This window comes from Roseivirga sp. E12 (genome assembly GCF_017592825.1).
Taxonomy (GTDB): domain Bacteria; phylum Bacteroidota; class Bacteroidia; order Cytophagales; family Cyclobacteriaceae; genus Roseivirga.
In genome coordinates this window covers 1-7061 of the sequence record NZ_JAGFMD010000017.1, presented here as the reverse complement: position 1 = coordinate 7061, position 7061 = coordinate 1, and the positions used below count along the sequence as shown (strand labels likewise).

Annotated in this window: 2 protein-coding genes; one reads left to right on the top strand and one right to left on the bottom strand. The window is 44.1% G+C overall.

Translation table 11 applies throughout. From position 1 onward, the window contains the following. The coding region (locus J4E76_RS20680; RefSeq protein WP_208506709.1) for an S-layer family protein at positions 1 to 5576 on the bottom strand (5576 nt) is incomplete at its 3' end. 725 nt (positions 5577 to 6301) lie between these two features. On the opposite strand from J4E76_RS20680, the gene J4E76_RS20675 reads away from it, so the two are divergent. Further along, positions 6302 to 7061 (top strand): PA14 domain-containing protein (locus tag J4E76_RS20675; protein WP_236017570.1); only part of this gene is annotated, 760 nt, incomplete at its 3' end.

Genomic DNA, 7061 nt, shown 5'->3' with positions numbered 1-7061 from the left:
GTATCGGCTGTCGGGGTGACCGTAAAAGTCTGCGTCTCTCCCGCTGTACCTGCAAAAGTTAAGGTCTGAGATGTAATGGTTGTATAGTCACTGTCTGCCGTTGTCGCTGTGCCATCGGCCGTACTTACATCTACGGTGAAGCCACCTTGGACGGCATTGTCTAGCGTAGCGGTAACCGTAATGGCTCCACCATTCTCTGCTCCACTGATATCAGCTATCGTTACTGCTGCTGCATCATCATTGGTGATGGTTCCTACTCCTTGAGCATCGGCAATCACTGAAAGACCTGTCGCATTGCTTAGGTCCAAATTGATCGTCTCATTACCTTCTAATGTCTGATCTCCTATAACGCTTACATCTACCGTCTTGCTGGTTTCACCAGCAGCAAATGTTAAGGTTGTCGTATTCAATGCCGTATAGTCAGAGCCTGCAGTTGCCGTACCGTCAGAGGTAGCATAATCGACCGTTACAGTTCCTGAAGCAGCATTATTTAAGCTTACCGTATAAGTCAATGTTGTTGTTCCAGCATTACCTTCAGTAACAGTAGGATCATCTACAGAAAATTGAACTGCATCGTCATCAATTATCGTAACAGTTTGCTGTTGCGATCCATTTTCTGAGCCATTGGTAACCCCAGTAACATCCACTATGATGGTCTCATTACTTTCAGGCGTATTATCTTGAGTAGCAGTTATAATTGGAGAAGCACTGGCTGACAAATTTCCAGCGGTAATAACAATACTCGTTGCTACTGTATTGTTATAGTCCGTTCCTAATGTTGCTGTTCCTGTATAACCAAGGTTAACCGTTACATCTTTGGACGATACCGCTGATAAAGTCGCGGTGAGGGTAGCTGTTCCTGCAGCTTCGACAATGCTGCCATTATCAACTGTCAGGCTAACGGTTGGTTCAGGATCGTTATCGGTAATGGTATAGGTATGCACCGTATTGGTACCCAAAGTTGCATTCCCAGGACCGCTTAAGGTAACAATCACCGTTTCATCAACTTCGTCCAAAGCATCATCTACTATACTGGCAATGGTAATATTTTGACTTGTACTGCCCGCAGGAATTGTCAGGGTACCATCCGCAAGTGTATAATCTATATTTGTAGCAGTTCCGGTCACTGTATAACTCACGGTAGCATCGACTCCACTTACTGCGCTTAATGTTACTTCTAGGTTTGCGCTGCTCGTGCTCTCATCTCCACTACTGGAAGTGCTACTGAAAGCTATAACAGGCTGTGCATCTGAATTCAAGATTAAAAGGGAAGTCTCCTGATTTCCGGCCTCCGTACCGTTAGTTACACCTGTAATCTCTATTGTGGTATTTTCGTCAAGCTCAAACAAGGCATCTTGAACAGCAGTCAGCGTAACGGTTCCGGTAGTAGCCCCATTTGGAATAGTAATGGTCTTAGCCGATAAAGTAAAGTCTGTCACCTCCAATGCCTCACTGCCAGATTTCACATCTATTGTGACTGTGGTGGTCTGCGCAGAATTGGCAGAACGCGTAGCTGTGATTGTTGCTGTGCCAGTCTCAGAGATTTGGGAATTATCAATGGAAAGCGTAACACTAGGACCTGTATTGGCTGCGGCAATACTTGCTGGACCAAAAGTAAAATCAACAAGATCAATATTGGTATCTGAGCCATTGGCAAAACGCTGTACCGATTCTGCGCTGACTCCATTTGAATTACCACTCTGTGATGACCCTGGAAAAGGTGGTGGATTTGCAACCCCTACTGTTGCCACATCAACTATGGCCCCACCAGGATCTTTGAGATTAATGGTCAAACCCGTATTATTCAGCGCTCCAGAACTAGCCACATTCCCTAAAACAAGGTAATCTCCCACTGCAGTATTGGTAAATGTTCCTGATCCTGAAGAGGTGTAATTTGATACGTCAAAGGCACCAGTGTTGCTTAGGTCACCAATGACATCGGAGCCATCAAGCAATTCAATGGTCCACCCGGTAAGATCAATACCCGGACTTTTTATAAACAGTTCAACCCACTCATCATCGGTTCCTGATGACCCTGAGCTTGGTGTTGAAGCAAAATTTGTAGAACTCCAATCTTGTTGCGGATCGGTTACTATCTCATTAATGACCACATCTACTGTAGAAAAATTCAAAATAGTAAGGTCAGTAACGCCAGCAAAACTATTACTGGCATCATCATCTAGGGCAGTTGCATCTATTAATAGATGATAAGCCGTTGCTTTCTTGAGCGTCCCTGACGGATTCAGAGTGACCACATTGTTGGAAATGGTGACGAGCGACCCATTAGTAACATCTAATTGTTCAAAGTTGCCTACACCTGTCTCAACAATAGTAATATTTCCAGTACCCACGACCATATTATCATCAAAGGTCAAAGAAAGGTTCTGACTTAAAGTGACATTGGTAGCACCATCTGTTGGGCTACTCGCCTGCGCATCTAACTCCGGAGCTTTGGCATCCACAATTACATTGGCAGTTGAGCCAACACTATTTAAGGTCCGAATGGCAGTGTTACCCACTCCATCCTGAAGTGTACCAGTATTGGTCAATATCAAAACGCCAATCCCGCCCGCTTCTTCATCACCTGCTTGCACGGTGTAGCGGAATGTTAGAGCCTGCGTACCACTTCCACTCAAATAGTTGGCATTCCATTGTACTGTGCTATTATTCACTAAAAGAAGCAATTGAGGTGCTGTGCCTGTAAGCGTTAACACCTCATCAAAGTTCACTATAAAATCTAAGTGCTGCCCTGTTGTATAGGTGCCATCAGCGGGTACCGTTACACTGACCACTTCAGGACCCTTTGCATCCACATTGATATTGGTAGTTGCCCCAATATTATTTAAGGAAAGGCTAGCATCATTGCCTGCTCCATCCTGTAGTGTGCCTCCATTGGCTGCCAATGCACCTACCGCTATGCCGTCTGTATCTTCATCGCCCGATTGTACAGTATATCGAAATAGCAAAGCAGTTGAACCAGAGCCACTTTGATATATTCCCTGTTTTGTAGCACTGCCAACCGTAAGTGATAATTGGGGGGTACCCGTTACCGTTACCAAATCATCAAAATTCACTGTAAAGTCTAAGTCCTGCCCTGCTGTATAGGTACCATCTGAAGGTACCGACACGCTGGTAACTGCTGGCACTACACCATCTACTTTTATATTAGGATAGTCTGTAGCAACAACACCGCTTATATCAGCATCATTGCCTGCTCCATCCTGTAGTATGCCTCCATTTAAGACTAGTCTCAACAGCCTAATACCATCTACATCTAAGTCATTGGTTTGTACATGATATTGAAAGACCAGAAAACCTGCTACCTCTGAGAACAAGTTCACTTGCCTGATATTCCCTCCAATATCGACTTCTAAATATGGTATGCCATTAGTGGTATTAGCGGTAATTCCTTTATCAAATGCGACTGAGAAATTTAGTACTTGACCTAAGGTATAGGTGCCGTCAGTAGGTACTTGGCTGTTATGAAATATTGGCGACAAATGATTCACTTTGATATTGGTAGTTGCACCAATGTTATTTAAGGAAAGATTCGCATCATTAAGTAAGCCATCTTGAAGTGTGCCTCCATTGGCTGCCAATGTACCTACGGCTATGCCGTCAGTGTCTTCATCGCCCGATTGTACGGTGTACCGAAATAGCAAAGCGGCTGAACCAGAGCCACTTTGATATACAGCCTGTTTTGTAGCACTGCCAACCGTAAGTGCCAATTGAGGGGTACCCGTTACCGTTACCACCTCATCAAAGTTGACTGTGAAGTCCAAATGAGACCCAATGCCATAAGTGCCATCAGCAGGTACTGTCACACTGCTAACTTCAGGGTCCTTCGCATCCACATTGATATTGGTAGTTGCCCCGGCACTATTTAAAGCAAGGTTAGCACCATTACCCGCTCCATCCTGCAGTGTACCACCATTGGTTGCCAATGTACCTAATGCTATGCCGTCTGTGTCTTCATCGCCCGATTGTGCTGTGTACCGAAATAACAAGGCAGTTGAACCAGAGCCACTTTGATATACAGCTTGTTTTGTAGCACTACCAACCGTAAGTGATAATTGAGGGCTACCCGTTACCGTTACCGCCTCATCAAAATTGACTGTGAAGTCTAAGTTTTGCCCTGTTGTGTAGGTGCCATCAGCAGGTACGGCCAAGCTGGTAACTGTCGGCACTACAGCATCCACATTAATATTGGTAGTTGTACCAACATTATTCAAGGTAAGATTCGCATCCTGAAGTACACCATCCTGAAGTGTGCCTCCATTGGCTGCCAATGTACCTACTGCTATGCCGTCTGTGTCTTCATCACCCGATTGCACTGTATAACGAAATAGCAAGGCAGTTGAACCAGAGCCACTTTGATATACAGCCTGTTTTGTTGCGCTGCCAACCGCAAGTGCCAATTGAGGGGTACCCGTTACCGTTACCGCCTCATCAAAATTGACTGTGAAGTCTAAGTCCTGCCCTGTTGTGTAGGTGCCATCAACTGGTACCGTCACACTGTTGACTTCAGGACTCTTGGCATCCACCTTAACATTACCTGTCGAACCGATATTTGTCAACACAAGGCCAGCACTATTACCAGGTCCGTCCAGAAGTGTAGCACCATCAGTCGTCAAAGTACCCACTGCTATACCGTCTGTATCTTCATCGCCCGATTGTACTGTATACCGAAAAAGTAAAGCATTGGTATTGTTAGATCCTGTTTGAAATATTGCCTGCCTGGTCGTGCTGCCTATAATAAGTGACACCTGAGGAGCCCCCGTTACCGAAACTGGCTCAGTATAATTGACCGCGAAATCTAAATCATTACCAGCAATATAAGTATTGTCTGCGGGCACTGTCACGCTGGTCACATTTGGCACAATACCATCTACCAGTACAGCGGTTAACAAGGAATTCGTATTCGCAGGTAAGGTTAAATCAAAATCTAAACCATTGTTATCACGAATAGTGCTGCCATTCAACACTACTCGATTTATTTCTACCCCATCGGTGTCTGAGTCACCATCTGCGATTGTATATGCAAACTGAAGGAAAGCGCCTAAGTTTGCAAAAAGGGGTGCCTGCTTGGTGGTACTGCCAACCGTTATTTCCAAATATGGCGTACCATTAGTCATATCAACAACAGGAGATATGGTGAAACTCACTAAAAAATTTAAGGACTCATCTTTAATATGGGTCTTGTTAGACACAATTATATTACTGATCCTACCCGAGAACTCATTCTTAGTATCATTTGCCACCAAGGGGTCCATTTCACTATTCGTATCAGCCTTAGCAATGGAGCTATTATTTGAATAAGAGGCCTCTGATACAAGAACATGACTTATACCCTCATTATAAGGTGTTATTTGGTCGGCTTGGCCCCATGCCACACTGCCTAGCAGTAAGAAAGCCAGCATAAATATGAGTACTCCAAAATTGCGAAGAGCAAAAAGACTACTCGGTAGTCCTGCTCTTCGCTGATGGCTATGAAAAAGTAGATTGGCGTGGTTCTGACCTTCCTGAACCTGGCCTAGCCCTATAAAAAATATCTTCCCTGAACGTATTTCTAACATAGCTCAGGAGTTTTGGATCCAACAAGGAGAAAAGAAGAGTCGGCATTTTCGAATGCCTCAGAAGTGAATACTAGCATAGCTGAAAAGATTAGTGCATAATCTTTCCGCCAGCGACTCAAAAGTAAAACAAAAAAATCTAATTCAAAATACTATGATTCATGAAATCATTCAAAGACATCCTTTTTATCCTTTCTGAGGCCATTCTTGGGCCACAAAAACCTCTTTCTATGGGCAATTCCCAACGGAAAAAAGCCTTGTCTCCCACTTACCTCCATGAACTAAATCAATATAATTTTTCACGATATTAATTTAAAAATGGTCCGATTACATATATTTTATTGTCATTGACAGTACCAAAAATATTATTCACTACATTTCAGTGCTTAATGGGTCGGAATTAAGTTTCCGAGTTCAACACTAAGAGCAGGTCCTCTCCGGATCTCTGCTGGCTGGCGCTAGTTGTTAAAGCTCCCAATAAGATGTCATCGACAAGATGTCTTGAGGAGCGTGGTGTGTATATACTAACAACGATTGCCTAACAGTCAGTGGAATTTCCCCAAACTACTTTTCGAAAGTGTGTTTCGTCATATGCTTTTGAAAAAGAAAAGAGATTTTCAAAGTCTTTTCTTTCGCTTGTCAGTTCATCAGTGTTCAGTCACTGGTTAAGAACTAGCTTTTTATTTCTTTTGATCACCTTCGGCCTGTTTCATCTACGCGGTGGCAGCTTGCCGGACACCTCCTATAGGGATATTTCCATATATGGGGGCTTTCCTTATCACCCAGTATCTGCCAGCCTCATCGAAAGGCATGTCGCCCATATGATCAGCCCTAGTGGTTTATTAGAAGCCAACATGATGGCCTGTGGCGGCACCATAGGTGGTACGGCCGGCACAGATGATTTTGATGGTGATGGAGTCTGCAATAACATAGACCTTGATGATGATAATGACGGTATTTTAGATACTGAAGAGCACTGCATAGTGGCTGGTATGCTCACCTATGAGTTCTATAACCTACTGCCCTCAGGTAGTACCGTTGACAACATACCTACTACGGGAGCCAACAACATAGCCCTGACTGCCAACTTTGACGTATCTGCACTACAGCAAGCCAATTCGCCTGGCGATATCATTGACTTCTCCATTCGATTTACCGGAGACATCTTACTGACCAATAGCGATACTTACACCTTCTACCTTGGCTCTGATGATGGAAGTAAACTCTTCATCGATGATGTAGAAATCGTAGACCATGACTTTCCACACTCCTACTCTGAAAAATCCGCATCAGTCGCGCTAACAGCTGGCTATCATAAAATTAAGGTGGAGTATTTCGAAAATAGCGGAAACCGCCAGCTTACCCTGGAGTATTCCAGTGTGAGCAGTCCAACTAAAATACCTGTGCCCTTTTCAATCATGAGAGGGCAGTCTTTCAACTGCTCTACCAGCGGTATTGGCAATAACAATCAATTCAATCTAGATGCTG